The organism is Brevundimonas sp. (genome assembly GCF_013912005.1).
In the GTDB taxonomy this organism is placed as follows: Bacteria; Pseudomonadota; Alphaproteobacteria; order Caulobacterales; family Caulobacteraceae; genus Brevundimonas.
Map to the genome: position 1 here is coordinate 1 of NZ_JACESB010000003.1, position 22,725 is coordinate 22,725.

Annotated in this window: 25 protein-coding genes; 14 read left to right on the plus strand and 11 right to left on the minus strand. The window is 72.8% G+C overall.

The features are described 5' to 3' along the window. Positions 1 to 173: 173 nt before the first annotated feature. A complete protein-coding gene (gene timA, locus H2038_RS03110) occupies positions 174 to 812 on the minus strand; it encodes a TIM44-related membrane protein TimA (protein WP_292109095.1) in 639 nt (212 codons plus the stop codon). 181 nt (positions 813 to 993) lie between these two features. Between timA and secB the strand changes: the two genes are divergently transcribed. Next, a complete protein-coding gene (secB, locus tag H2038_RS03115) occupies positions 994 to 1,509 on the plus strand; it encodes a protein-export chaperone SecB (protein ID WP_292109096.1) in 516 nt (171 codons plus the stop codon). A gap of 13 nt (positions 1,510 to 1,522) precedes the next feature. Here the strand turns inward: secB and dnaQ are convergent, their stop codons facing one another. The 5 genes from dnaQ to H2038_RS03140 are packed head-to-tail and all read right to left on the minus strand — an operon-like array spanning position 1,523 to position 5,161. Continuing rightward, positions 1,523 to 2,251 carry a DNA polymerase III subunit epsilon gene (gene dnaQ / locus H2038_RS03120; RefSeq protein ID WP_292109098.1) on the minus strand — a complete coding sequence of 243 codons (729 nt, stop codon included), beginning with the start codon at positions 2,249 to 2,251 and terminating at the stop codon, positions 1,523 to 1,525. 6 nt (positions 2,252 to 2,257) lie between these two features. After that, the gene (gene coaE, locus H2038_RS03125) at positions 2,258 to 2,899 is read right to left on the minus strand and encodes a dephospho-CoA kinase (RefSeq protein WP_292109100.1); all 642 of its coding nucleotides are present in this window, start codon (positions 2,897 to 2,899) and stop codon (positions 2,258 to 2,260) included. After that, entirely contained in the window at positions 2,896 to 3,696 is an 801-nt protein-coding gene (locus H2038_RS03130) for a shikimate dehydrogenase (protein WP_292109101.1), read from the minus strand. The genes coaE and H2038_RS03130 overlap by 4 nt, the downstream gene beginning before the upstream one ends. Then, entirely contained in the window at positions 3,693 to 4,298 is a 606-nt protein-coding gene (locus H2038_RS03135) for a nucleoside triphosphate pyrophosphatase (RefSeq protein ID WP_292109463.1), read from the minus strand. Before H2038_RS03135 ends, H2038_RS03130 begins: the two co-directional genes overlap by 4 nt. After that, complete coding sequence (locus H2038_RS03140) at positions 4,292 to 5,161, minus strand: pyruvate, water dikinase regulatory protein (RefSeq protein WP_292109103.1); 870 nt, start codon at positions 5,159 to 5,161, stop codon at positions 4,292 to 4,294. The genes H2038_RS03135 and H2038_RS03140 overlap by 7 nt, the downstream gene beginning before the upstream one ends. A 494-nt stretch (positions 5,162 to 5,655) precedes the next feature. Here H2038_RS03140 and hemE point away from each other — a divergent pair, with 494 nt between their 5' ends. The 11 genes from hemE (at position 5,656) to H2038_RS03195 (ending at position 16,062) form a co-directional block, all read left to right on the plus strand. After that, complete coding sequence (gene hemE / locus H2038_RS03145; protein WP_292109106.1) at positions 5,656 to 6,699, plus strand: uroporphyrinogen decarboxylase; 1,044 nt, start codon at positions 5,656 to 5,658, stop codon at positions 6,697 to 6,699. Further along, entirely contained in the window at positions 6,696 to 7,754 is a 1,059-nt protein-coding gene (gene hemH / locus H2038_RS03150; protein ID WP_292109107.1) for a ferrochelatase, read from the plus strand. Before hemE ends, hemH begins: the two co-directional genes overlap by 4 nt. Continuing rightward, a complete protein-coding gene (locus H2038_RS03155) occupies positions 7,751 to 8,206 on the plus strand; it encodes a CopD family protein (protein WP_292109109.1) in 456 nt (151 codons plus the stop codon). Before hemH ends, H2038_RS03155 begins: the two co-directional genes overlap by 4 nt. A 219-nt stretch (positions 8,207 to 8,425) precedes the next feature. After that, a complete protein-coding gene (gene rho / locus H2038_RS03160; protein WP_292109111.1) occupies positions 8,426 to 9,838 on the plus strand; it encodes a transcription termination factor Rho in 1,413 nt (470 codons plus the stop codon). 42 nt (positions 9,839 to 9,880) lie between these two features. Then, positions 9,881 to 10,105, plus strand: a complete 225-nt coding sequence (locus H2038_RS03165) for a DUF6489 family protein (protein WP_292109113.1) — start codon at positions 9,881 to 9,883, stop codon at positions 10,103 to 10,105. A gap of 25 nt (positions 10,106 to 10,130) precedes the next feature. Continuing rightward, positions 10,131 to 11,438: a tRNA uridine-5-carboxymethylaminomethyl(34) synthesis GTPase MnmE gene (gene mnmE, locus H2038_RS03170; protein ID WP_292109115.1), complete on the plus strand. Its 1,308-nt coding sequence runs from the start codon at positions 10,131 to 10,133 to the stop codon at positions 11,436 to 11,438. A 60-nt stretch (positions 11,439 to 11,498) separates the two neighbouring features. Beyond that, positions 11,499 to 13,367: a tRNA uridine-5-carboxymethylaminomethyl(34) synthesis enzyme MnmG gene (mnmG, locus tag H2038_RS03175; protein WP_292109117.1), complete on the plus strand. Its 1,869-nt coding sequence runs from the start codon at positions 11,499 to 11,501 to the stop codon at positions 13,365 to 13,367. Positions 13,368 to 13,512: 145 nt separating this feature from the next. Continuing rightward, the gene (gene rsmG, locus H2038_RS03180) at positions 13,513 to 14,133 is read left to right on the plus strand and encodes a 16S rRNA (guanine(527)-N(7))-methyltransferase RsmG (protein WP_292109119.1); all 621 of its coding nucleotides are present in this window, start codon (positions 13,513 to 13,515) and stop codon (positions 14,131 to 14,133) included. Then, positions 14,117 to 14,932, plus strand: a complete 816-nt coding sequence (locus tag H2038_RS03185) for a ParA family protein (RefSeq protein ID WP_292109121.1) — start codon at positions 14,117 to 14,119, stop codon at positions 14,930 to 14,932. Before rsmG ends, H2038_RS03185 begins: the two co-directional genes overlap by 17 nt. Before the next feature lie 27 nt (positions 14,933 to 14,959). Continuing rightward, positions 14,960 to 15,850, plus strand: coding sequence for a ParB/RepB/Spo0J family partition protein (locus H2038_RS03190; protein ID WP_292109122.1), 891 nt, complete (start codon positions 14,960 to 14,962; stop codon positions 15,848 to 15,850). A gap of 26 nt (positions 15,851 to 15,876) precedes the next feature. Then, a complete protein-coding gene (locus tag H2038_RS03195) occupies positions 15,877 to 16,062 on the plus strand; it encodes a hypothetical protein (RefSeq protein ID WP_292109123.1) in 186 nt (61 codons plus the stop codon). Here the strand turns inward: H2038_RS03195 and holA are convergent. The 4 genes from holA to H2038_RS03215 all read right to left on the minus strand — a co-directional run bounded on the left by holA (position 16,059) and on the right by H2038_RS03215 (position 20,638). Then, positions 16,059 to 17,111 (minus strand): DNA polymerase III subunit delta, encoded by a 1,053-nt coding sequence (gene holA, locus H2038_RS03200; RefSeq protein ID WP_292109125.1) that lies wholly within the window; start codon positions 17,109 to 17,111, stop codon positions 16,059 to 16,061. The genes H2038_RS03195 and holA overlap by 4 nt on opposite strands. Beyond that, positions 17,108 to 17,584 (minus strand): LPS assembly lipoprotein LptE, encoded by a 477-nt coding sequence (gene lptE, locus H2038_RS03205; RefSeq protein WP_292109127.1) that lies wholly within the window; start codon positions 17,582 to 17,584, stop codon positions 17,108 to 17,110. Before lptE ends, holA begins: the two co-directional genes overlap by 4 nt. Further along, positions 17,584 to 20,133 carry a leucine--tRNA ligase gene (gene leuS, locus H2038_RS03210; protein WP_292109129.1) on the minus strand — a complete coding sequence of 850 codons (2,550 nt, stop codon included), beginning with the start codon at positions 20,131 to 20,133 and terminating at the stop codon, positions 17,584 to 17,586. Before leuS ends, lptE begins: the two co-directional genes overlap by 1 nt. A 64-nt stretch (positions 20,134 to 20,197) precedes the next feature. After that, on the minus strand, positions 20,198 to 20,638 hold the full coding sequence (locus H2038_RS03215; RefSeq protein WP_292109131.1) for a DUF3576 domain-containing protein: 441 nt from the start codon (positions 20,636 to 20,638) through the stop codon (positions 20,198 to 20,200). Between the two features lie 311 nt (positions 20,639 to 20,949). Here H2038_RS03215 and H2038_RS03220 point away from each other — a divergent pair, with 311 nt between their 5' ends. Further along, positions 20,950 to 21,342: an NtrZ family periplasmic regulatory protein gene (locus H2038_RS03220; RefSeq protein ID WP_292109133.1), complete on the plus strand. Its 393-nt coding sequence runs from the start codon at positions 20,950 to 20,952 to the stop codon at positions 21,340 to 21,342. Between the two features lie 3 nt (positions 21,343 to 21,345). Here the strand turns inward: H2038_RS03220 and H2038_RS03225 are convergent, their stop codons facing one another. Then, entirely contained in the window at positions 21,346 to 21,999 is a 654-nt protein-coding gene (locus tag H2038_RS03225) for a thiamine phosphate synthase (protein ID WP_292109135.1), read from the minus strand. Between H2038_RS03225 and H2038_RS03230 the strand changes: the two genes are divergently transcribed. Beyond that, complete coding sequence (locus tag H2038_RS03230; RefSeq protein WP_292109137.1) at positions 21,998 to 22,717, plus strand: YggS family pyridoxal phosphate-dependent enzyme; 720 nt, start codon at positions 21,998 to 22,000, stop codon at positions 22,715 to 22,717. The two genes, H2038_RS03225 and H2038_RS03230, sit on opposite strands and share 2 nt — an antisense overlap. Positions 22,718 to 22,725: the final 8 nt, after the last annotated feature.

Consider the following 22,725-nt stretch of genomic DNA (forward strand, 5'->3'; position numbering starts at 1 on the left):
GCCCTCCCGTGGCCCCGCCGCCGGCGGCGGCGGCTCCGCCGGCGGCGGGGCCACGGGAGGGCCGCCCGGGGCGGGGGGAGCGGCCGGGCCGGCCGGGCCGGCCGGCGCCGTGGCGCAGGCGGCGACGGTGAGGGCGGCGAGGCCCCCGGCCGCCGCCAGGCGCAGGCCGCGGCTCACGCGCTGGCGGGCTCGGTGCGGGCCAGAACCCAGTTCGGGTCGCTGGCCCCCAGCCGGCGTTCGAACGTCCAGACCTCGGCCACGCGCCGTTCCTCCACCTGCTCCTCCGCGGCGGGATCGGCCGGCTTCACCCGGTTGCGCAGCTCGGCCAGGAAACGGACCTTGGCGACGGCGCGGTCGCCCTCCGCCGTGGCCAGCTCCAGGTCGGCGCGGGCCGGATGGACGAATTCGGCGATCTCCGTCTCGCCGCGCGCCTCGCGGGCGGCGATGCCGGCCTCGAACGACTCCATCACCCGCGCGGTCAGCAGGGGCTTCAGGGTCTCGCGGTCGCCGGAGGCGTAGGCGCGGACGATGGTCTCGTGCGCCTGGCGGGCGCCTTCGAGGAAGCGGACCGGGTCGAAATTCGGATCCCGGGCCTTCAGGCCGGCGACGGCGGCGAGGGTGACCGCATCCAGCACGTTCGGGCGGGCGGCGGCCGCCTCTCCCGCCGAGGCAGGCGCGGCCGGAGCCGGAGGACGCGCGCGCGCGTCGTCCTCGGGCTGCCGCCCGACCTTCTTGCCCAGCACATTGTAGAGCTGGAACAGCACGAAGGCGGCGATGACGGCGAAGACGACGATCTGGACCTGGACCGGCACGGGGCATCCCTGGCTGGCGCCCCGGCGAGGGGCGCGGACGACGATTAGGGGCTGATATGGGAGGGCGCAAGGCGCGGCGGCGCCCCGGGCGGGCGAGCCGCGTTGCCGCAGGGGGCGCCGCATGCTAGTCGCCGCCCCTCCCGGGCCGCCGGCCCGACCAGCCATTCTGCAGACCGATCCGATGACCGACGCCGCTCCGCCCGCCGACACCAACGCCGATCCGTCCGCGACCGGCGGACAGCCGCCGGCCGGCCCCGGCTTCCGGATCGTCGCCCAGTATGTGAAGGACCTGTCGTTCGAGAACCCGCGCGCGCCCGACAGCCTGCGGGTCGACGGCAAGCCGGCCATCGACCTCGGGGTCGAGATGAACGCCCAGGGCCGCAAGGACGGCCTGTTCGAGGTCGACCTGCGCCTGACCGTGAAGGCCTCGACCGACGCCATGACGGTGTTCAACATCGAGCTGCTGTACGGCGGCCTGTTCGCCCTGCAGGGCGTGGCCGAGCAGGACATCGAGCCGCTGCTGCTCATCGAGTGCCCGCGCTACCTGTTCCCCTTCGCACGCGAGATCATCGCCCGGGCCACCTCGGACGGCGGCTTCTATCCGCCCTTCATGCTGGACCCGATCGACTTCGCCGGCATCTACGTGGCCCGCCAGCAGCAGATCGCCCGCGGCCCGGCGGAAACCGGCCAGGCCTGATCCCGGCCGCGGCTCAGGCCGCGGACGCCTGCTCCGTCTCCACCGACAGGCCGTAGGCCTCCCACAGCGAGCGGTCCTTCAGGGTCGCCCGCAGGAAGGCCGCGTGGGCGGCGCGTTCCGTCTCGCTGGACAGCGGCGCCAGCGGCCGGGGCCGAGGCCCGTAGCCGCCGACCGTCTGCGTCGCCACCTCGACCGAGACGCGGGCGGCCGACAGGTCCAGGCGCCGCTCCTTGCCGCCCTTGAGCTCCAGATAGACGTCGGCCAGCAGGCGGGCGTCGATCAGGGCGCCGTGCAGGGTGCGCTCGACGAGGCTGATCCGGAAGCGCTTGCACAGGGCGTCGAGCGAATTGGCCATGCCCGGAAAGCGCTTCTGGGCCAGCTGCAGGGTGTCGATCCAGCGCGTCTCCTCGATCAGCGGATGGCCGCACAGGCCGCACTCGTGGTCGATGAAGCTGCGGTCGAAGGCGGCGTTGTGGGCGATCACCGGCGCGTCGCCGATGAAGGCCATCAGATCGTGGACCACCTCGCGGAATCTGGGGGCGTGGCGCACCTTGTCGTCGGTGATGCCGTGCACCCGGATGGCGTCCGGCGGGATCAGCCGCTCGGGATTGACGAGGCTGTGGAAGGTCCGCCCGGTCGGCAGCAGGTCCTCGATCTCGATACAGCCGACCTCGATCAGCCGGTCTCCGGTCTTCGGATCGAAGCCCGTGGTCTCGGTGTCCAGAACGATCTCGCGCGCCATGGCCCCTTAATGGCCCGGTTCGGACGCCGGCGGAAGACGGCGGCGGGGCGGCGTCCAGTGCGGCGACAGAACCGTCCCCACGATTTCCCGCACCTGCGCCCGGGCGGCCTCCAGCCCCTGGCTCGTGTCGACGACGAAGTCCGCGCGGCGGCGCTTCTCCGCGTCGGGCAGCTGCCGCGCGAGGATGGCGTCGAGCCGCTCCCGCGTCATGCCCGGCCGGGCCAGCACCCGCGCCGCCTGGACCTCCGGCGGGGCGGTGACCACGACCACCGCGTCGACGGCCGCATCGCCGCCGGTCTCGAACAGCAGCGGGATGTCGAGCACGGCCAGCCGGACTCCCCGCGCTTCCGCCGCCGCCAGATCCTCCACGCGGCCCCTCGCCACCAGCGGATGGACGATCGCCTCCAGCCGGCGGAACGCCGCGTCGTCGCCCCCCAGCGCCGCCGCCAGCCGCGTCCGGTCGACGGCCCCGTCGACCACCACGCCGGGAAAGGCTTCGCCCACCGGCCCGACCGCCGCTCCGCCCCGCGCATAGAGACGGTGCACCGCCGCGTCGGCGTTCCACACCAGGGCCCCCTCGTCGGCGAACATGGCGGTGGTCGTCGACTTGCCCATGCCGATCGATCCGGTCAGGCCGAGCACGATCATGGCCGCGCCTCCATGGCCGCCAGCGCCACGGCGCGTACGTCGACCGGCGGCGGCGGCCGACCGAACAGCGCCTCGAAGGACGGCCGGGCCTGGCCGATCAGCATGGCCAGGCCGTCCACCGTCGTCAGCCCCCGCGCCCGGCCGGCGGCGAGGAAGGCGGTCTCCAGCGGCCGGTAGGTCATGTCCATCAGCACGGCGCCGGCGGGCAGGGCGTCGATGTCGATCGCCGGCGGAACGCTGAGGGCGTTCACCACCAGCGCCGCCTCCGCCAGCGCCTCCGGCGCGCCCACCCGCGCGTCGAGCTCCGCGGCCAGCGCCTCGGCGCGCGCCTGGGTGCGGTTGATGACAGCCACGGCGGCGCCCGCCTCGCGCAGCGCCGCCACGGCGGCCCGCGCCGCCCCGCCGGCCCCCAGCACCACGGCTCCGGCGCCCCGCAGCCGGAGCTGCGGCGCCTGTTCCGCCAGGGCGGCGAGCAGGCCCGCGCCGTCGGTGCTGTCGGCGTGGATGCGGCCCGCCTCGAACAGCAGCAGGTTGGCCGAGCCGCAGGCGCGGGCCGCCGGCCCTGCGACATCCGCCCGGGCGAGGGCCTGTTCCTTGTACGGGGCGGTGACGTTCAGCCCGCGGATACGGCCCGCGCGCCCGGTCTCCAGCAGGCGGTCGAAGTCGGCGGCGTCCTCCGGCTCGAAGGGCCGGTAGTCGGCGTCGAGGCCGGCCGCCGCGATCCACGCCCGGTGGATGGCCGGGCTGAGCGAGTGGCCGATCGGACGGCCCGCCACGCCGGCGACGGCGCGGCTCACGTCCTCAGCACTCCGGCGCGCCGCAGCTCGGCCAGCACCGGCCACAACGGCATGCCGAGCACGGTGAAATAGTCCCCCTCGACCGCCTCGAACAGCTGGGCGCCCATGCCCTCGAGCCGGTACGAGCCGACGCAGGCGAGCAGGGCCTCGCCCTCCGCGGCGAGGTAGGCGTCGAGAAAGGCCTCGGAGAAGTCGCGCACCCGCAGGGTCGCCGTGTCGACCCCGGACCAGACGACCTGGCCGTTGCGGGCGAGGGCCGCGCCGGAATGCAGGTGGTGGGGACGGCCGCGCATCGACAGCAGCCGGGCGCGCGCCGCAGCGAGCGAGGGGGCCTTGGAGACGAGCCCGCCGTCGAAGGCGAGGGTCTGGTCGGCGCCCAGCACCCAGGCCTCGGGATCGCGGCGCGACACCGCCAGGGCCTTGGCCCGCGCCAGCTCCCCGGCCAGTCCGGCGGCGTCCGCCGGGTCGTGCATCGCCTTGACCGCGGCCTCGTCCACATCGGCGACGTCGACGGAGAAGGGCACGCCGGCGTTCGTCAGCATGGCGCGGCGGGCGGCGCTCTTCGAGGCCAGCACCAGGCGTTCGCCGGACGGGCTCACCAGGCGGTCCCCACGCGGTGGGTGCGCTTCTCGTTGAGCACGTTGATGATCGCCGCGGCGGTCTCCTCCACCGACCGGCGGGTCACGTCGATGACCGGCCAGCCCCGCCGTTCGAACAGCCGCCTCGCCTTCACCGTCTCCTCGCGCACCGAGTCATGGTCGACATAGGCGCTGGCGCGGTGGGCGTTGAGGCCGTCCAGCCGGTTCTTGCGGATCTGCACCAGCCGGTCCGGCGACACGGTCAGGCCGATGACCAGCGGGTTCCTGAGCTTGGTCAGGCGCTCGCCGTCCTCCTGTCCGGGCACCAGCGGCACATTGGCCGCGCGGATGCCGCGGTGGGCGAGATAGATGCAGGTCGGGGTCTTGGAGGTCCGGCTGACGCCGCACAGCACCACGTCCGCCCCCTCCAGCTGGTCCGTCGTGCCCTGGCCGTCGTCGTGGGCCATGGCGAAGTCCAGGGCGGCGATGCGGTTGAAGTAGTCGGTGTCCAGGGCGTGCTGGGCCCCCACCCGGGTGGACAGGGCCGCGCCGAGGTACCGCGACAGGGCGCCGACCAGCGGATCGAGCGCGGCGATCTGCGGCGTGTCCAGCCGGCGGCAGCCCTCCTCCAGCTGCTCGCGCAGCTCGCGGTCGACGAGGGTGTGCAGCACCACGCCCGGGGCCGAGGCGATCTCCTCCAGCACCCGGTCCATCTGCCGCTCCGACCGCACCAGGGCGTAGATGTGCTCGATGGGGATGACCCCGTCGAAGCGCGCGACGACCGCCTTGGCCATGGCGTTCAGCGTCTCGCCGGTGGAGTCCGAGACGAGGTGGACGTGGAAGTAGGTCGCCAGCCGCGAGGGGCCGGAAGGACGGCCGGGACTCATGGGGACGATCTGTCCATGACGCGGGGGACTCCTGTGGACGGGGCGGGGCGCCGATCCGCCGGCGGCGGGCGCCGATTTCCATAGCAAGCGGGCGGCGCCCCCGCGAGCGGGGATGAGGGTGGAGGGACGGACCGCCTGTCCGGCGAGTCGTCCCGGGCGGACCGGGGTCGTCCTCCGGCCGCTGTGGAGGACTCCGGTTCGCCCGATCGGCGCCCGTCGGCCCGACCGGGGTCCCCTCCCGCAAGGACGGGCCCGTTAAGGTCTTGTTAGGACTTTTCCCCGGTTTCGACAGGGCCGACGAGGCTGTCGATCAGCCTGTGGGCGGTGCGGGCGCCGCCCCGCGACGGTCGCGATATGTTCCGCCGGTTGTCCCCGTCGTCCCCGGCCCAACCTCTTCCTTCGCCTTTCTTCAATTCGAATGATGGGAAGGGAAAGGGGTGCGACCTTGCTCCGGGCTTGAGCGCGGACCGGGCCGCCGGTAAGGCCAAGGGTGCATGACCTCCCCTGACACGCCCCTGTTCCTCAAGGCCCTCGCCGGCGAGACGACGTCCCGGCCTCCGGTCTGGTTCATGCGTCAGGCCGGGCGCTACCTGCCGGAGTACCGGGCGCTGCGGGCCACCACGCCCGGCTTCATCGAATTCTGCCTCGATCCGGAGAAGGCCGCCGAGGCGACCCTGCAGCCGATGCGCCGGTTCGGCTTCGACGCCGCCATCGTCTTCGCCGACATCCTGCTGATCCCCCGCGCGCTCGGCCAGGACGTCTGGTTCGAGGCCGGCGAGGGGCCGCGGCTCGGGGCCCTCCCGCCGGTGGAGGCGATGCGGGAGAAGACGGCCGGGGCCGGCGAGGCGCTGAAGCAGGTCGGCGAGACCCTGTCGATCGTGCGCCGGGAGCTCGAGCCGCACCGCGCCCTGATCGGCTTCGCCGGGGCGCCGTGGACCGTCGCCACCTACATGCTGGACGGCGAGGCGCGGACCATCGGCAAGGGCGAGCGGGCGCAGGCGCGGACCTACGCCTACGCCGAGCCGGACCGGGTCGACGCGGTGCTGGAGGCGCTGGTCGAGGCCACCGCCCATTATCTGAAGATGCAGGCCGACGCCGGGGCCCAGGCGCTGCAGATCTTCGAGAGCTGGGCCGAGGGCCTGCCCGACGATCTGTTCGAGCGGCTGGTGCTGCGGCCGCACCAGGCGCTGGTCAGGCGGGTGCGGGAGCTCGGCGTGACCGCGCCCCTGATCGGCTTCCCGCGCGGCTCGGCGGCGCTCGCCGAACGCTATGCGGCCGAGTGCGACGTCCAGGCCGTGGCGCTCGACACCGCCTGCCCGCTGGCGGTCGGCCGGCGGGTGCAGGCGATCAAGCCGATCCAGGGCGCGCTCGATCCGCTGTTGCTGCGGGCCGGCGGCCCGCTGCTGGACCGGCGGGTCGACGCGCTTCTGGAGGCGTGGGGCGACGGGCCCTGGGTCTTCAACCTCGGCCACGGCATCCTGCCCGACGTGCCGATCGCCCATGTGGAGCAGGTTCTGAAGCGGATCGGCGCGCAATGAGGGCGCTGGAGGGCCGCCGCATCGCCGTGGTGCTGTTCAACCTCGGCGGGCCCGACGACCAGGCGTCGGTGAAGCCGTTCCTGTTCAACCTGTTCAACGATCCCGCCATCATCGGCCTGCCGGGGATCGCGCGCACGCCCCTGGCCTGGCTGATCTCGTCGCGGCGCGAGCGTTCCGCCCAGGCCAACTACGCCCTGATGGGCGGCGGCTCGCCCCTGCTGCCGGAGACGCGCCGGCAGGCGGAGGCGCTGGAGGCCGCCCTCGGCGCCCGCCTGGCCGGGGACGAGGTCCGGGTCTTCATCGCCATGCGCTACTGGCGGCCGCTGACCGGGGAGACGGCGGCCGCGGTGGCGGCCTTCGGACCCGACGAGATCGTCCTGCTGCCGCTCTATCCGCAGTACTCGACCACCACCAGCGCCTCCTCCCTGAAGGCGTGGAATGCGGCCTACACCGGGGCGGGGGACAGCCGCACGGTGTGCTGCTGGCCCGAGGCGTACGGCTGGGTCGACGCCCAGGCCGCGGCGATCGCGGAGAAGCTCGACGAGAGCGGCGAAGGTCCGGTCCGGGTTCTGTTCTCGGCCCACGGCATCCCCGAAAAGCTGGTGTCGGGCAAGGGCGATCCCTACCAGGAGCAGGTGGAGAGCACGGTCGCCGCCGTGGCGGCGCGCCTCGGCGAGCTGGGCCGGCCGGTCGACCATCAGATCTGCTACCAGAGCCGCGTCGGCCCGCTGAAATGGCTCGGCCCCTCCACGCCCGAGGCGCTCGAGCAGGCGGCGCGGGACGGCGTCGGGGTCGTGGTGGCGCCGATCGCCTTCGTTTCCGAACACGTCGAGACCCTGGTCGAGCTGGACATAGAATACCGGGAACTGGCGCACGAGCTCGGGGTGGCCCCCTATCTGCGGGCGCCGGCGGTGGGGACGGCGCAGCCGTTCATCGACGCCCTCGCCGACGCCGCCGTGCACGCCCTCGGCCGCACCGGGGTGGCGCCCTACGGCCCGGGCTGTCGCGCGGACTGGAAGGCCTGCCCCTGCCAGAACGAGAGGAAAGCCGGATGAGCTGGTACGACCTGGCGCGCGGGCTGCACATCCTGGCGGTGATCGCCTGGATGGCCGGCATGCTGTTCCTGCCCCGGCTGTACGCCTACGACGCCGAGCAGAACGACAAGCCGGAACCGCTGCGATCCGAGATGCAGGCGCTCCTGCGCGTCTGGCAGACCCGGCTGCTGCGCATCATCGTCAACCCGGCCATGACCGCGGCCCTTGTGCTGGGCCTGTGGCTGCTCCACATCCGCGGCTGGGAGACCGCGCTGCAGCCGTGGATGGCGACCAAGCTGGCCGGCGTCGCGGCGCTCGGGGCCTGGCACGGCTTCCTCGCCGGCGAACGGAAGAAGATCGCCGCGGGGACCTCGACCCGCTCCGGCCGCTTCTGGCGGATGACCAACGAAATCCCGTTCCTGATCGCCATCGTCATGGTGCTGTCGGTGACCACGGAGTGGGCGTTCGGCTGAGCTCCGGCGCGGCCGCGCTTGACCTGACCCCTGCGGCGTGGTTTCGCTGCTCCTGAACCGTTCCTGGCCGCGCCGGACGGTCCCTCTCTCCAGCGACGCCTGCCGGATCGACCCTGCGGGAGCCCGTCGCCCTTCCTGCCGGCCGCAAGGCCACCTATCGCCAGCCGCCTCGACCCCGCCTTGCGGGCGTCGGCGCGCACGCCTGAAGAAGACATCCCCATGACCGACGTCCGCGACACCGATCCGACCGCCCCCGAGACCGCCACCCTCGACGGCGACCCGTCCGCGACGGACGTCGCCGCCGCCGACCTGCCGATGGTCGACCAGGAGGCCGGGGAGGAGGACGACGGCGAGCCGATCGTGCCCAACGGCCGCATCACCCTCGCCGAGCTGAACGAGAAGACGCCGGCCGACCTGGTCGCCTTCGCCGAACAGCTCGAGGTCGAGAACGCCTCCAACCTGCGCAAGCAGGACCTGCTGTTCGCCATCCTCAAGGCCCTCGCCGAGGAGGAGGTGGAGATCATCGCCGACGGCGTGCTGGAGATCCTGCCGGACGGCTTCGGCTTCCTGCGCAGCCCGGACGCCAACTATCTTCCGGGGCCGGACGATATCTACGTCTCGCCGTCGCAGATCCGCCGCTTCGGCCTGCGCTCGGGCGACACCATCCACGGCGCCGTCCGCGCGCCGCGCGAGGGCGAGCGCTACTTCGCCCTGCTGAAGGTCGACACGATCAATCTGGAAGACCCGGAGACCGTCAAGACCAAGGTCCTGTTCGACAACCTGACCCCGCTCTATCCGGAAGAGCGGCTGCACATGGAGATCCAGGACCCGACCCTGAAGGACCGCTCGGGCCGGGTCATCGACATCGTCGCGCCGCTCGGCAAGGGCCAGCGCTGCCTGATCGTCGCCCCGCCGCGGGTCGGCAAGACGGTGATGCTGCAGAACATCGCCAAGTCGATCGAGCGCAACCACCCCGAGGTGATCCTGATCGTCCTGCTCATCGACGAGCGGCCCGAGGAGGTCACCGACATGCAGCGGACGGTGAAGGGCGAGGTGATCGCCTCGACCTTCGACGAGCCGGCCACCCGCCACGTGGCCGTCGCCGAGATGGTGATCGAGAAGGCCAAGCGCCTGGTCGAGCACAAGAAGGACGTGGTGATCCTGCTCGACTCCATCACCCGCCTCGGCCGCGCCTACAACGCGACCGTGCCGTCCTCGGGCAAGGTGCTGACCGGCGGCGTGGACGCCAACGCCCTGCAGCGGCCGAAGCGCTTCTTCGGCGCCGCGCGGAATGTGGAGCAGGGCGGCTCGCTGACCATCATCGCCACGGCCCTGATCGACACCGGCAGCCGCATGGACGAGGTGATCTTCGAGGAGTTCAAGGGCACCGGGAACAGCGAAATCGTTCTGGACCGCAAGGTGGCCGACAAGCGCATCTTCCCGGCCATCGACGTGCTCAAGTCCGGCACCCGCAAGGAAGACCTCATCACCCCGAAGGACCAGCTGGCCAAGACCTACGTCCTGCGCCGAATCCTCAACCCGATGGGGCCGCAGGACGCTATCGAGTTCCTGCTCGACAAGCTCCGCCAGTCGAAGAACAACGCGGACTTCTTCCAGTCGATGAACACCTGACGGCGGCAGGGCCGCTGTTTCACGTGAAACGGAGAACGGCGAATGAAGGTCAACGTCGAGATCGACTGCACCCCGGCGGAGGCGCGGGCCTTCCTCGGCCTGCCCGACGTGGCGCCGCTGAACGAGGCCATGGTCGCCGAGATGCAGAAGCGCATGGCCGACAATGTCGCCGCCATGCAGCCGGAGGAGCTGATGAAGACCTGGACCAGCTTCGGCCTCCAGGCCCAGGAGCAGTTCCGCAAGCTGATGGAGGCGGCGGTCAAGTGACGGCGTGGCGGGGACGGGACGCGGCATGACCGACACCATCTTCGCCCTCGCCACGCCCCCCGGGCGCGGCGCCGTCGCCATCCTCCGCCTCAGCGGTCCGGGAACGGATGCGGCCCTCGCCGCCCTCGGCGCGCCGGACCTCAGGCCCCGCCACGCCAGCCTGCGTCGCCTGTCCCACGACGGCCGCCGCATCGACGAAGCCCTCGTCCTCCGCTTCCCCGCGCCGAACTCCTACACCGGCGAGGACAGCGCCGAGCTCCACCTCCACGGCGGGCGGGCGGTGGTCGAGGCTGCCGGCGAGGCGCTGATCGCCCTCGGCCTGCGCCCGGCGGAGCCCGGCGAGTTCACCCGCCGCGCCTTCGAGAACGGCCGGATGGACCTGGCCCAGGCGGAGGCGGTGGCCGATCTGGTCGACGCCGAGACCGCGGCCCAGGCAGCCCAGGCCTTGGGCCAGCTGGACGGCCGCCTCAGCCAGACCTACGCCGGCTTCCGCCGCGACCTGCTCCGCGCCCTGGCGCTGGTGGAGGCCGAGATCGACTTCCCCGACGAGGAGGTGCCGGACAATCTGGCGCGCACCGCCGGACCGGTGCTGGACGGGCTGATCGCGGATCTGAAGGCGGCCCTCGCCGACGCGCGCCGCGGCGAGCGGGTGCGGGCAGGCTACCGGATCGTTCTGATCGGCGAGACCAACGCCGGCAAGTCTTCCCTGTTCAACGCCCTCGTGGCGCGCGAGGCGGCCATCGTCACCCCGATCGCCGGCACGACCCGCGACGTGCTGGACGCCGACCTGGTGATCGGCGGCTATGCGGTGACCCTGTCCGACACCGCCGGCCTCCGCGACTCCGAGGATCCGGTCGAGGCCGAGGGAGTCCGCCGCGCCCGCGCCCGCGCCGCCGAAGCCGACCTGCGCCTGTGGGTGCGCGGGCCGGGCGACCCGGACGGCGCGGCGGCGGACTTCGTCCGGCCGGACGACCTGCTGGTGCTCACCAAGGCCGACCTCGACCGCGCCGCGCCGCCGCCGGACCGGCCTGCGATCGTGGTCAGCACGGCGACCGGGGAGGGGCTCCCCGCCCTGCACGACTGGATCGCCGCCCGGCTGGCGCGGGATCTGTCCGGCGCCGACTTCCCGGCCGTGACCCGCGAGCGGCACCGGCGGCGGCTGGAGGAGGCGCTGGCGGCGGTCGAGGCGGGCCGCCGCGCCCTCGACCTCGCGCCCGAGATGGCCGGCGACGATCTGCGTCGGGCCGCGGATGCGCTCGCGCGGGTCACCGGGGCGATCGGCGTCGAGGACATCCTCGGCGAGGTCTTCGCCAGCTTCTGCATCGGCAAGTAGGGCCCCGGCGTTTCACGTGAAACGCTGCGGCTCCGGTGGCGGGCGAGAGGGAAATCGACTATGTCCCCGCCCATGCATACCTTCGACGTCATCGTCATCGGCGGCGGGCACGCCGGCTGCGAGGCCGCGGCCGCCTCCGCGCGCGCCGGCGCGCGGACCCTGCTGCTGACCCAGAAGCTCGAGACCATCGGCGAGATGTCGTGCAACCCGGCCATCGGCGGCCTCGGCAAGGGGCATCTGGTGCGCGAGATCGACGCCCTCGACGGCGTCATGGGCCGGCTGGCGGACGTCTCCGGCATCCAGTTCCGCCTGCTGAACCGCTCCAAGGGGGCGGCGGTGCAGGGCCCTCGCAGCCAGATCGACCGGCGCCTCTATCGTGAGGCCATGCAGGCCGAAATGGCGGCCACCCCGAACCTGACGCTGATGGCGGGCACGGCGGAAAGCCTCCGCCTCGAGGGACAAAAGGTCGCCGGCGTGGTCACCGGCGACGGCCTTGAGCTGCGCGCGGCCGCGGTCGTCCTGACCACGGGCACCTTCCTCAACGGCGTGATCCACAAGGGCGACCAGCGCATCCCCGCCGGTCGTCACGGCGAGGCGCCGTCCACCGGCCTCGCCGCCGACCTCTACGGCGCCGGTCTCCGGATGGGCCGGCTGAAGACCGGAACGCCGGCGCGGCTCGACGGTCGGACCATCGCCTGGGATCGCCTCGACCGGCAGGAGGCGGACGCCGACCCGGTTCCGTTCAGCTTCCTCACCGACCGCATCGCCGTCCCCCAGATCGCCTGCGGCGTCACCCACACCACGGAGGAGACGCACCGCATCATCGCCGCCAACCTCGGCGAAAGCGCGGTCTACGGCGGGCATCTGTCGGGACGGGGCCCGCGCTACTGCCCGTCCATCGAGGACAAGGTGGTTCGCTTTGCCGACAAGACCTCGCACCAGATCTTCCTCGAACCCGAGGGTCTCGACGATCCCACCGTCTATCCGAACGGTATCTCGACCTCGGTCTCCGACGCCACCCAGCTCGCCTTCCTCCGCACCATCCCGGGGCTGGAGGCGGTGGAGGTGTTCCGCTTCGGCTATGCGATCGAGTACGACTACGTCGACCCGCGCGAGCTGACGCCGGCGCTGGAGGTCAAGCGGCGGCCGGGCCTGTACCTCGCCGGCCAGATCAACGGCACCACCGGCTATGAGGAGGCGGGCGCCCAAGGCCTGATCGCCGGACTCAACGCCGCCCGGGCCGCGGCCGGATCGGACCCGCTCGTCCTCGGCCGGGATCAGGCCTACATCGGCGTGATGATCGACGATCTGGTCACACGCGGCGTGACCGAGCCCTACCGTATGTTCACCAGCCGGGCGGAGTACCGGCTCAGCCTGCGCGCCGACAACGCCGACCAGCGCCTGACCCCCCTCGGCCTCGCGGCCGGGGCGGTCGGGTCCGCCCGCGCCGCCGCCTGGGCGGCGAAGGCGGCCGAGCTCGCGGCGGCCCAGGCCGTTTCACGTGAAACCCTCTTCACGCCCAAGGAGGCGGGGCAGCTGGGCGTGAAGGTCAACGCCGACGGTCAGCGCCGCTCGATCCGCGATCTCCTGTCCTTCCCCGGGGTGACGCTCGACACCTTCCGGTCGGTGCGCCCGGAGATCGCCGGCTGGTCGCGCCAGGTGCGGGAGCAGATCGAGATCGACGCCGCCTACGCCGGCTACCTCGACCGCCAGGCGGCGGACGCCGAGGCCCTGCGCCGCGAGGAGGCCCTGGCCCTGCCGGTCGACCTCGACTATGCGGCGATCGGCGGCCTGTCCCACGAGGTGCGCGAGAAGCTGGCCCTCGTGCAGCCCCGCACGCTCGGCCAGGCAGGCCGCATCGAGGGCATGACGCCGGGGGCGCTGACGGCGCTGCTGTCGCACGTCCGGAAGGCGAAGGTCGCCGCGTGAGGAGTCTCCAATCTCTCTCCTCCCCGCAAGGCGGGGAGGGGGATCGCGTAACGGTGGAGGGGCGCCGGGCCGGGCCTCTCGCTGACTCCTGCACCACCCTGCGGGCGGTCGCCCTCCCCATCCTCGATGGGGAGGAGACGCCCCGATGACTCCGTCCGGGTTCCAGACCCTCACCGGGGCCTCCGACGCGCGGCTCGCCGATCTGGAGACCTTCGCCGTCCGCCTCGCCGAGGCCAATGCGGTGATGAACCTCGTCGGCCCCGACACCCTGCCGGACATCTGGAACCGGCACTTCTGGGACTCCGCCCAGCTGCTCGCCCTCGCGCCCGAGGCCAGGACCTGGGCCGACCTCGGGGCCGGGGCGGGGTTCCCCGGCGTGGTTCTGGCGATCCTGCTGAAGGACACGCCCGGCGCCCATGTCTGGCTGATCGATTCGCTCGGCAAGCGCTGCCGCTTCCTGCAGCAGGTGGTGGAGGAGCTCGACCTGCCGGCGACGGTGATCAACGGCCGCGCCGAGGCCCAGACCCTCGCCGTCGACGTCGTCACCGCCCGCGCCGTGGCGGCGATGGACAAGCTCCTCGCCTATGCACAGCCTTATCTACAACGGGGCGCGCGGGGCCTGTTCCTGAAGGGGGAAAAGGCGGAGCTTGAGGTGGCGGAGGCCCGTCGCCTCTGGCAATTTGAGTCCGACCTCTCCGTCTCGCGCAGCGATCCGCGCGGCCGCATCGTATCCGTCCGGAGCCTTCGCCGTGTCAAAAGCCGGTAAGACCCGCGTCCTCGCCGTCTCCAACCAGAAGGGCGGGGTGGGCAAGACCACCACGGCGATCAACCTCGGCACCGCCCTGGCGGCGATCGGCGAGAAGGTGCTGATCGTCGACATGGACCCGCAGGGCAATGCCTCCACGGGACTGGGTGTTCCACGTGAAACACGCCGGGTGACCATCTACGACGTGGTGGTCGACGGCCGGTCCGTGGACGACGCGGCGGTGCAGACGGCGGTGCCGGGCCTCTGGATCATCCCCGCCGACGCGGACATGTCCGGGGTCGAGATCGAGCTCAGCCAGGCCGATCGCCGCTCGTTCCGCCTCCGCGACGCCCTCGCCGCCCAGGGGGGCAAGGGTCAGACCCGGTATGACTATGTGCTGATCGACTGCCCGCCGTCCCTGAACCTGCTGACCCTCAACGCCATGGCCGCCGCCGACGCGGTGCTGGTGCCGCTGCAGTGCGAATTCTTCGCGCTCGAGGGCCTGACGCAGCTGATGAAGACCGTCGAGATGGTGCGCCAGAGCCTGAACCCGGCGCTGGAGATCCAGGGGCTCGTCCTGACCATGTACGACCGGCGCAACGCGCTGTCCGGCCAGGTCGCCAACGACGTGCGGGCCCACTTCGGGGACAAGGTCTACGACAGCGTCATCCCGCGCAACGTTCGGGTGTCGGAGGCGCCGTCCTTCGGCAAGCCCGCCCTGATCTACGACCTGAAATGCGCCGGCAGCCAGGCCTACCTGCGGCTGGCGCGCGAGGTGGTGGCGCGCGAGCGCAAGCGCCGCGAACAGATCGCCGCCTGAAACGAATAGAAGAACGGAATCAGTATCTTGAGCGAACGACAGCGCGGATTGGGCCGGGGCCTTTCGGCCCTTCTGGGCGAGCAGGCGGCGGAGGGCGTCGCCGTCGACGGGTCGCCGGCGCCGACCGGCGTGCGCATCGCGCCGATCGAGACCCTCAAGCCCAACCCGGACCAGCCGCGCAAGCGCTTCGAGCCGGCGGACCTCGACGAACTGGCCGCCTCCATCCGCGACAAGGGGGTGCTGCAGCCGATCCTCGTGCGGCCGCAGCCGGGCCAGGACGGCGTCTGGCAGATCATCGCCGGCGAACGTCGCTGGCGCGCGGCCCAGCAGGCCCGGCTCACCGAGGTGCCGATCGTCGTCCGCGAGATGGACGACGTCGAGGTGTTCGAGGTGGCGATCATCGAGAACGTCCAGCGCGCCGACCTGACGCCGCTGGAGGAGGCCGACGCCTACCGGATGCTGATGGAGCGCTTCGGCCGCACCCAGGACGCCGTCGCCGGGGTGGTCGGCAAGAGCCGGAGCCATGTCGCGAACACCCTGCGCCTGCTGCAGCTGCCGGAAGAGGTGCTGGAATATGTGCGCGCGGGCCAGCTCAGCGCCGGGCACGCCCGCGCCCTCGTCAACGTCCCCGGGGCGCCGGCGCTGGCGAAGCAGATCGTCGAGGAGGGGCTGAACGTCCGCCAGACGGAGGCCCTGGCCCGGCGCGCCGCCGAGGGGCCGAGACCGCAGCGCAAGGCCGCCGGCGCCGCCGCGCGCGGGGAGGGCTCCGCGGACGTCGCGGCCCTCGAGCAGGATCTCGCCGACGCCCTGGGCCTGAAGGTGCAGCTGGCCGACCGGGGCGGGCGCGGCGAACTGACCATCCGCTACGGCTCGCTGGAGCAGCTCGACGACCTCTGCCGCCGTTTGATGCGCGGTTAGCCGGGGCGGCGTGCTATAGAGGCGGCATGACCGAAAAGCCCGTGAACCCCACCGCCGAATCCCTGAAGAAGGCGCTGGCCGCCAGACGGGACCAGGCCGCTGCGGCGCGCGCCTCCGACGTCCGCCCGGGCCGCCATCCGGAGCAATCGGTGTCGCAGCGGAACACGGCGTTGAACAAGCCCGCCTTCCGTCGCGCCTCGAAGCGCGGCTAAAGGCCGAGTCGCCGCGCCCGCGCGGCGATCTCCAGCAACAGGCGTTCCGCGATCAGCTGGTCGGGCGAGCCCGTCGTCTTCGTGGCCACGTCCGCCGCATTGACGCTGTCCAGCACGGCGTCGAGGTCCGTCAGCCGCCAGCTGCGCGCCTGCCGCAGCATCTCGGCCTCCTGCTTCCAGAACACACCCGCCGCCTTGGCGGCCTCCCGCGCATTGGCCCCGCTGGCCTGCAGCACGTTGATCCGGCGCAGCTTGCCGAGATGGATCGAGGCCTGGCGCACCGCCATCACCGGACTCTCGCCCTCGGCCAGGGCCCGGCGGAGCCCCGCCTGGGCCGGCGTGGCGCGGCCGCCGAAGGCCTGCAGGGCGGCGTCCTGCAGCGAGGCGTCGGGCTCCACGCCGAGGTGTCGCTCCAGGTCCTCGACGTCGAGGGTGCGGCCGCTGCCAGGGCCGATGTAGAGCGCGAGCCGTTCGATCTCCTGCCGCATCAGCCCGCGTTCGCGGGGCAGGCGGGCCACGAAGCGGTCCAGCGCGTCCTGGGTCAGCCCCACCTTGTCGGCGGCGAGCGCCTCCCGGGTCATGCGGGCGACGTCGCCGACCTCGTCCTCGTAGCAGGCGATGCCGACCGCCGCCTTGTCCGCCTCGGCGGCCTTGCGCAGGGCCGAGTCGCGGCCCAGGGCGCCGGCCTCGATCACCAGCATGGCGTCGGGATTGTAGGACCCGGCGGCGTGGGCCTTGAGGGCCGCCGCCAGCGACTTGTCGATCGAGGCCTTCTCGGCCGACAGGCGAACCCGCACCAGTCGGCGCCCGCCGATCATCGACAGGGCGGTCAGGGCCTCGTCCAGCCGGCGTTCGTCGCCGTCGAGGTCGCTGTCGGTGAGGACCGTGACGTTGAACGGGTCGTTGAGGTCGGGCGTGATCGCCCGGCACAGCGCCTCGGCGCGCTCGGCCACGCCGGACCGGTCCTTGCCGTGGATCACCGCGGCCCGGACCCCCGGGTCCGGCGACCTGAGGAAGCGTTCGACCTCGGGCCGCTTCGACAGGATCACGGGCGTGACAGGGCCCGGAGCAGGTCGAGCCGGATCAGCCGCGCCAGCTCGGCGGCGGCGCGTTCCTCGCCGTCCTGCTGGGCGGCGATGGCGGCGTAGGGCTGGTCGGCGGCGGCGTAGGTGGTGGTCACCGTCTCGACCCCGGCGATCGCCTCCCCGCCGTTGAGTGGGGTCAGGGTCCAGGCGCCGCGCACCGTCAGCTCGTAGCGGGCGGCGGTGTCGTCGATGCGCCGGCCCAGCGGCCGCCGCGACTGGTCGATGGTGGTCTCCAGCCGCCACAGCGGGGTCTGGCCGCCGTCGCGGCCGAGGGCGTCCTCGAGCTGCTCCCGGACGCGGTAGCCGAGGCGGTCGTCCTGGGTCGTCACCGCGATGCGCGACAGGGCCGAGCCCGCGCCGGCGTCGCCGTAAAGCGGGGTGAAGCCGCAGCCGGCCAGTCCCATCAGCGCGACAGCGGCGAGGGCGAGGCGGCGCATCAGTTGGCCACCAGGTTGACGATGCGATCCTTGACCACCACGACCTTCCTCACCGTCAGCCCCTCCAGGCGGCTCCGCACCTCGGCGTCGGCCAGCACGATGGCCTCGACGTCGGCCGGCTCCAGCCCGCGCGCGACGCGGATCTCGCCGCGGCGCTTGCCGTTGATCTGGATCGGCAGCACCACCTCGTCGTCCGCCGCCAGGGCCGGATCATACACCGGCCAGGGCGCGTCGAGGATCATCCCCGTCTCGCCGAGGCGCGTCCAGCCTTCTTCCGCCACGTGCGGGGTGAAGGGGGCGACCAGGCGCAGCAGGGCCGAAAGGGCCTCCCGCTTCGCCGTCCCGCCGGCGGCGCCGTGCTCGCGGATGGTGGCGAGGAAGGCGTAGAGCTTGGCGATGGCCGAGTTGAAGCGGAAGCCGTCGATGCCCTCCGACACCGCCTTGATCGCCTTGTGGGTCTCGCGGACCAGGGAGGCGTTGGCGGCCTCGTCGCCCGGATTGGCCGGATCGAAGCCGTCCACCTCGGCCCAGACCCGCTGGACGAAGCGGGCCGCGCCCTCGACGCCCCCGGTGGTCCACTGCACGTCCCGCTCGGGCGGGCTGTCGGAGAGGACGAACAGCCGGCCCGCGTCGACGCCGTAGGTGTCGACGATCTCCTGGGGGGCGACCACGTTCTTCTTCGACTTGGACATCTTCTCGATGTCGCCGATGACCAGGGTCTCGCCGGTCGAGAGCTGGCGCGCCGCCCGGCGGCCCCCGTCGTTGGTCAGCTCGACGTCGGTCGGCTCGACCCACAGGCCGTCGGCGCGGCGGTAGGTCTCGTGCACCACCATGCCCTGGGTGAACAGGCCGGCGAACGGCTCGCGCACGTCCATCAGCCCGGCGTCGGAGAGGGCGCGGCTGATGAAGCGGGCGTAGAGCAGGTGCAGCACCGCATGCTCGACGCCGCCGATGTACTGGTCGACCGGCAGCCAGTGGTCGGCGGCGGCCCGGGCGATCGGCTCGGACGCGATCGGATCGGTGAAGCGGGCGAAGTACCAGCTGGAGTCGACGAAGGTGTCGAGGGTGTCGGTCTCGCGTGTCGCATCGCCGTGACAGGACGGGCACTTCACGTGCTTCCACGTGGGATGGCGATCGAGCGGATTGCCGGGCGTGTCGAAGGTCACGTCCTTCGGCAGTTCCACGGGGAGCTGGTCCGCCGCGACCGGCCCGCAGGCGGGACAATGGATGATGGGGATCGGGCAGCCCCAGTAGCGCTGGCGGCTCACGCCCCAGTCGCGCAGGCGATAGATGGTCGCGCCCTGGCCCTGGCCGGCGGCCTCGATGCGCCGGATCGCCTCGGCCTTCGCCGTCTCGATCTCCATCCCGTCAAGGAAGTCGGACCGGAACAGCACGCCGGGACCGGTGTAGGCCTCGTCCTCGACGGCGAAGTCCTCGCCGGCGCCCTCGGGCCGGACGACGGGCAGGACGGGGAGGCCGTACTTGCGGGCGAACTCGAAGTCGCGCTGGTCGTGGGCCGGGCAGCCGAAGATCGCCCCCGTGCCGTACTCGGACAGGATGAAATTGGCGATCCACACCGGAACCTCGGCGCCGGTGAAGGGGTGGCGGACGCGCAGGCCGGTGTCGAGGCCGACCTTCTCCGCCTGCTCGATGTCGGCCTGGCTGGCCCCGCCCTTGCGGCACTCGGCGACGAAGGCGGCCACGTCCGGCCGCGCCGCCGCCAGCTCGCGCGCAACCGGATGGTCAGGCGCCAGGCCCATGAAGCTGGCCCCGAACAGGGTGTCGGGGCGGGTGGTGTAGATCTCCAGCCCGTCCGGGGCGGCGGCCGGCGCTTCGCCGGCCCAGGCCCAGGTCATCTGCAGCCCCTTCGAGCGGCCGATCCAGTTCTCCTGCATCAGCCGGACCTTCTCGGGCCAGCGATCCAGCGTCTTCAGCCCCTCGATCAGCTCGTCGGCGTAGGCGGTGATGCGCAGGAACCACTGGTTCAGCTTGCGCTTCTCGACGATCGCGCCCGACCGCCAGCCGCGCCCGTCGACCACCTGCTCATTGGCGAGCACGGTGTTGTCGACCGGGTCCCAGTTGACCACCGAGTCCTTGCGGTAGACGAGGCCGCGCCGGAACAGCTCAAGGAACCACGCCTGCTGCTTGCCGTAGTAGGCCGGGTCGCAGGTCGCGAACTCGCGGCTCCAGTCCAGCGACAGCCCCAGCAGCTTCAGCTGGTCGCGCATCGCGGCGATGTTCGACCAGGTCCAGTCGCCGGGATGGATGCCCCGCTCGATGGCGGCGTTCTCGGCCGGCAGGCCGAAGGCGTCCCAGCCCATGGGGTGCAGAACGTCATAGCCCTGGGCGCGCTTGGACCGGGCCACGACGTCGCCCATGACGTAGTTCCGGGCGTGGCCCATGTGGATGTTCCCGGACGGGTAGGGGAACATCTCGAGCACATAGTACTTCGGCCGGCCCGTGCCTCCGGTCGGCGTGCGGAAGGCGTCGGCGGCCGCCCAGCGGGCCTGCTGGCGGGGTTCGGCGGTCTTGGGCTCGTAACGGGCCACGGGAGTCCTTGAGGCTGCTCCTGAAGGGCGCGGCCTTAAGGAGGCGGAGATCGAAAAACGGGAGTTAGCGGGTCGTCGACAGGTTGAGCTGACGCGCCTTGGTGAGAATGGCGTTCTCGAGGTCGGTCTCGGTCTGGGCCGAGACCGCCGCGCCGACCCACTGTCCGGCCTCGTCGCGCACTTCCTTGGTCACCGTCACGTTCAGCGCGTCGGCCCGCAGGCGGGTGTCGAGGATGAACACCGTCGCCTTGAAGCGCTCGTTCGGGGTGCGGGGATCGGTGTACCAGTCATAATTCACCACGCCACCCCACGGATCGGCGCTGGCCAGCGGCATGAAGCTCAGGGTGTCGAGGGTGGCGCGCCACAGGAAGGCGTTGACGCCGATACCCGTCTGGGCCGCCGGCTCCGTCCGGGAGCCGCCGCCCATGCCCGGCAGGCCGCCGCAACCGCCGAGCATCAGACCGGAGGCGATCAGGGCGACCGTCGCGCCGCGTACCAGCACCATCGAAGCATCTCCATGCACCGTGACCGGCGCCGGACCCTCCGGCGCAGGCGTCGGCCCCCCGAACCGGGTTGAAGCCGAAGCGAGGCTCTATAACACGCGGAAAAGGGGCGATGACAAGGCGCGGCTCCCGCGAGGGCCGCATCGCGGCGGGTCGATCGCGCGGGAAGAGTCGTGACGCTCGCGCCACAGGAGTCCCGGGACTCGCACGGAACCGGAGCTTCCGGCCGCCGTTCGGTTGACCGGGCTGACAGGCGGCGCCTACTTGCAGTCAAGGACGCACGGTCAACGCCGTCCCATTCGAAGGGCAGGACATGCGCACAGGCGCACGCATCGCCGGGATCATCGCCGGAGCGGCGCTCGCCGCCACGGCGGGCGCGGCCGCAGCCCAGAGCCCGTCGCGCAGCCAGGCGCCCGCCGTCTCTCTCTCCGAGGCCCAGTCCGTGCGCAGCACGCCGGCCGGCGAAAGCCGCCTGCGCTTCACCGAGCGGGGCCGCTGGGGCCTTGACCTGAACCTCAGCCAGCCGGTCAGCCGCGAGAGCAATCTCGGCGACGTCGAGGCGGGCGCCTACTACCGGGTCAATCCGCGGCTGCGCGTCGGCGCCGCCGCCGGCCTGGCCGAGCCCGACCGCGACCCGGGCCGCGGCCCCCAGACCGATCGCCGCGCCGCGCCGCGCTTCCGGCTCGAGTCCATCTTCCGCTTCTGAGCCTCAGTCCGGGCCGAAGGCCGCCCGGATCGCGCCCACGCCCGCCAGGCCGTAGGCGCCGCTGCCGGCGAGTTCGTGCGCGTTCGTCGCATCGATCCCGCCGAGGGCGTAGGCCGGCGCCGGGGCCCCCGCGACCAGGGTCCTGAACCGTTCAAGTCCCAGGGCGGGCCGGTCCCCGGACGCGCCCCCGGCCGGAAACACCGGCGACAGCACCACCGCGTCCAGCGCCCCCGCGCGCGCCAGGCCCCCGGCCCCGTGGGCGGCGCCGGTGATCCACCAGTCCGGGTGCGCCGCGGCCAGCGCCGCCGCCTCGTCCAGCGCCCGTTCCGGCAGGTGCACGCCGTCCGCCCCCACCTGCGCGGCCAGGGGCGCGTCGAGGCCGACCAGCAGGCGGACGCCGGCGCGGCCCGTGGCCTCGCGCAGGCGCCGCGCCGCATCCCCCGCATCCGCCGCGCCGAAGTGGCGGTAGACCACCGCCGCCCCGGCCGGCAGGCGGGCCGCCGTCTCCCACGGGCGGGGCGTGCGCAGGGGGTCGGTGAAGAACAGCAGCGGCGGCGGGGCGTCCGCACGCCGTCGTCCGCCGCGGCTGACAGACTCCGCCGTCCGGGCTAGACCGCAGGCCGCCTGCCACAGGATCTCGGCGTCGGATGCATCCATGACGACCCCATCTCCCGATCTTCCCCCGGCGTCCAGCGCCGTCGCCGGCAATCTCGAGGCCGTGCGGCGCCGCATCGCCCGCGCCTGTCGCGCGGCCGGGCGCGACCCGTCCGCCGTGACCCTGACGGCGGTGAGCAAGACCCAGCCGGACGCGGCCGTCGAGGCCGCGCTCGCCGCCGGGCAGCGGGTGTTCGGCGAAAACCGGGTGCAGGAGGCCCAGGGGCGGTGGCGCGAACGCCGGGATGCGATCTCCGGCCTCGAATTGCGGCTGATCGGGCCGTTGCAGACGAACAAGGCGGTCGACGCCGTCGCCCTGTTCGACGTGATCGAGACCCTCGACCGGCCGCGGCTGGCCGAGGCCCTGGCCGCCGCCGTGGCCAGGATCGGCCGGAGTCCCCGGGTCCTCATCCAGGTCAACACCGGGGCCGAGCCGCAGAAGGCGGGCGCCGCGCCCGCCGACGTCCCGGCGCTCGTGGCGCGGGCCCGGGCGCTGGGACTGCGCGTCGAGGGCCTGATGTGCATCCCGCCCGCCGGGGAGGCCGCCGGGCCGCACTTCGCCCTGCTGCGCAAGCTGGCGCGGCGGGAGGGGCTGGAAGGCCTGTCGATGGGGATGAGCGCGGACTACGAGACGGCGATCCGCTTCGGCGCCACCCATGTGCGGGTGGGATCGGCCCTGTTCGGGGAACGAAACCCGCTCCCCGCGCCCTCTAGCCCCTGAAAACCTTC

Coding starts and splice junctions, on each gene's coding strand:
- hemE (WP_292109106.1), top strand. CDS start 5,656: ATGACCTCCCCTGACACGCCCCTGTTCCTCAAGGCCCTCGCCGGCGAG.
- H2038_RS03155 (WP_292109109.1), top strand. CDS start 7,751: ATGAGCTGGTACGACCTGGCGCGCGGGCTGCACATCCTGGCGGTGATC.
- mnmG (WP_292109117.1), top strand. CDS start 11,499: ATGTCCCCGCCCATGCATACCTTCGACGTCATCGTCATCGGCGGCGGG.
- H2038_RS03220 (WP_292109133.1), top strand. CDS start 20,950: ATGCGCACAGGCGCACGCATCGCCGGGATCATCGCCGGAGCGGCGCTC.
- rsmG (WP_292109119.1), top strand. CDS start 13,513: ATGACTCCGTCCGGGTTCCAGACCCTCACCGGGGCCTCCGACGCGCGG.
- H2038_RS03215 (WP_292109131.1), bottom strand. CDS start 20,638: ATGGTGCTGGTACGCGGCGCGACGGTCGCCCTGATCGCCTCCGGTCTG.
- H2038_RS03225 (WP_292109135.1), bottom strand. CDS start 21,999: ATGGATGCATCCGACGCCGAGATCCTGTGGCAGGCGGCCTGCGGTCTA.
- hemH (WP_292109107.1), top strand. CDS start 6,696: ATGAGGGCGCTGGAGGGCCGCCGCATCGCCGTGGTGCTGTTCAACCTC.
- mnmE (WP_292109115.1), top strand. CDS start 10,131: ATGACCGACACCATCTTCGCCCTCGCCACGCCCCCCGGGCGCGGCGCC.
- secB (WP_292109096.1), top strand. CDS start 994: ATGACCGACGCCGCTCCGCCCGCCGACACCAACGCCGATCCGTCCGCG.
- rho (WP_292109111.1), top strand. CDS start 8,426: ATGACCGACGTCCGCGACACCGATCCGACCGCCCCCGAGACCGCCACC.
- H2038_RS03195 (WP_292109123.1), top strand. CDS start 15,877: ATGACCGAAAAGCCCGTGAACCCCACCGCCGAATCCCTGAAGAAGGCG.
- H2038_RS03230 (WP_292109137.1), top strand. CDS start 21,998: ATGACGACCCCATCTCCCGATCTTCCCCCGGCGTCCAGCGCCGTCGCC.
- coaE (WP_292109100.1), bottom strand. CDS start 2,899: ATGATCGTGCTCGGCCTGACCGGATCGATCGGCATGGGCAAGTCGACG.
- lptE (WP_292109127.1), bottom strand. CDS start 17,584: ATGCGCCGCCTCGCCCTCGCCGCTGTCGCGCTGATGGGACTGGCCGGC.
- dnaQ (WP_292109098.1), bottom strand. CDS start 2,251: ATGGCGCGCGAGATCGTTCTGGACACCGAGACCACGGGCTTCGATCCG.
- H2038_RS03165 (WP_292109113.1), top strand. CDS start 9,881: ATGAAGGTCAACGTCGAGATCGACTGCACCCCGGCGGAGGCGCGGGCC.
- H2038_RS03140 (WP_292109103.1), bottom strand. CDS start 5,161: ATGAGTCCCGGCCGTCCTTCCGGCCCCTCGCGGCTGGCGACCTACTTC.